1 protein-coding gene is annotated in these 1,867 nt (G+C 64.2%); it reads left to right on the top strand.

The window, feature by feature from the left end; translation table 11 throughout:
- Positions 1-108 precede the first annotated feature (108 nt).
- Positions 109-876: a GntR family transcriptional regulator gene (locus HAV39_RS41990; RefSeq protein WP_191844652.1), complete on the top strand. Its 768-nt coding sequence runs from the start codon at positions 109-111 to the stop codon at positions 874-876.
- Positions 877-1,867: the final 991 nt, after the last annotated feature.

Below are 1,867 nucleotides of genomic sequence, written 5' to 3'. Positions count from 1 at the left end.
AACCACCGCGTCAACCAGCATCGGATGCCAACGCCTGACGAGCATGTTTTGCCTGGCAGGAGGTGGACATGCTCTACTTGTCCGTACAAGCAGGCGGAGGAAAACATCATGAACAACTTCTCGGGACGACCTGCATACCTTCAGATCGCAGATGATCTCCGCAGCCGCATCCTTGACGGCGCACTGCGCGGTGGCGACAAACTCCCGACCGAGAACGAGATGATGACCGACTACGGGGTCTCTCGGATCGTGGTTCGCCAGGCGATTGACGTGCTCAGAAGTGAAGGCTTGGTCGTCTCCCAGCGCGGACGAGGTGTCTTCGTCCGTGACCAGCAGCCCCGAACTCGCCGCATCCTCGGCGACCTCTACCACCAGCGCGCAACCGGCTCTCCGTTCGCCGCAGCTGCGCGAGCCGTAGGCCAAGTGCCCGAGTGGGAGTACCAGTCCAGGCAGACCACGGCACCGCAGGCCGTCGCAGAACGTCTTGGGATCGAACCTGGTGCTGACGTGATGCGCACGCACTACAGGTTTTTTGCCGACGACCAGCCGGTGATGCTGTCGACGTCGTACGAGGCAATCGAACTCACCGGTGGCACGGCGATCGAGCAGCCGGAGGCCGGACCGGTGAAAGGCGTCGTTGCGCGGATGGACTCGATTGGCGTGCACATCACGCACGTGGTGGAGGATGTCCAGGCGAGAGCGCCACGTCCGTATGAGGCAGAGGCGCTCGAAGTTCCCGCAGGTGTTCCGGTCTTGTACGTAGAGCGCACCTACTACCAGGGACAACGGGCTGTCGAGACTGCGGACATCGTCGTCAGCGCCGATCGCTATACGTTCTCGTACGCGGTGCCGATCCCAGAGCGCGCCGCCAGCTGAACGACGAACATTGCCGAATTAGTCTCTATGGGATCAAGGGCCGCGCACGCGCGGCCCGCGCGCTCGCGTCTTCCCCCGCGCTCTGCCTCCGGCCCGCGCGGGGGACGCGGCGCGCAGCCACAGTGACGAGCCCTACCCAGAGTTACTAGCGGATGCACGCCGTGGAACTGTCTGCGCCTTCTGGCAGTCGCCGCGTTCGAACACTTCAGCACGGCCAGACGTACTGGTCCACATCTTCAGTCCCGAACCCACTCTCGGGGCGCTGCCCCGAACCCCGGCCACCGCTTCAGAGATGCACCCGGCGCAGCTGCGGGAGGTGGTTGTAGGGGGAAGGGTTGGGGTGGTGATCTCCTTACGACGCCACCCGGAGGGCATGCCAGCGAACCTCAGTGCCGGCAAGGGCCAAGCCGCTACGCGGTCGGCTACGCCGAGCCCTTGCCGGCACTGAGAACCCCTGGCTTGGTCTGAGACTGCCGCCGCAAGGAGATCACCACGCGCTGAACCGATGAAGTGCCGGTGGTGATCTCCCGCAGCTGTCAGCACCGACCTAGGACTGCGACCGCCAACGGCTGAGCTCACGGACGATGCGCGGCAGGTCCTTTGGGCGTGCCCGGTGCACGGCGTACAGCGCGACGGCATCCCAGTACGGGCGACGGGAGACCGCCAGCTTGATCAGGAGCAAAAAAAGGGAAAGCATCGACAACCCTTCACGGGTTCGATGCTCCCCTGAGAAAAATCGGCCCAGCCAGATTCGGGCACGTGCACCAGGTTCGCATACTCGGTTGGCTTGAGGGAGGCCCCTCGGTCTACCTGAAGTATGGCTATGACCATGGTAGCCACAGCGGTCAAATCCGCGCCGGTACCGTGCCAGCGGCGTGCCAGATGGAGAGACCTCATACGGTCACAAGCGGGCACCAGTGGTCAGAGGCCCGGCGGTGACGACCGGGCGTTTCAGGCATCGCGGGCCGTCCTTGGCGGTCTTCCAAACTGA

It is taken from the genome of Catellatospora chokoriensis (assembly GCF_011297315.1).
Taxonomy (GTDB): domain Bacteria; phylum Actinomycetota; class Actinomycetes; order Mycobacteriales; family Micromonosporaceae; genus Catellatospora; species Catellatospora citrea.
The sequence above is the reverse complement of the archived record's forward strand: the minus strand, read 5'-3'. Positions and strand labels throughout refer to the sequence as shown.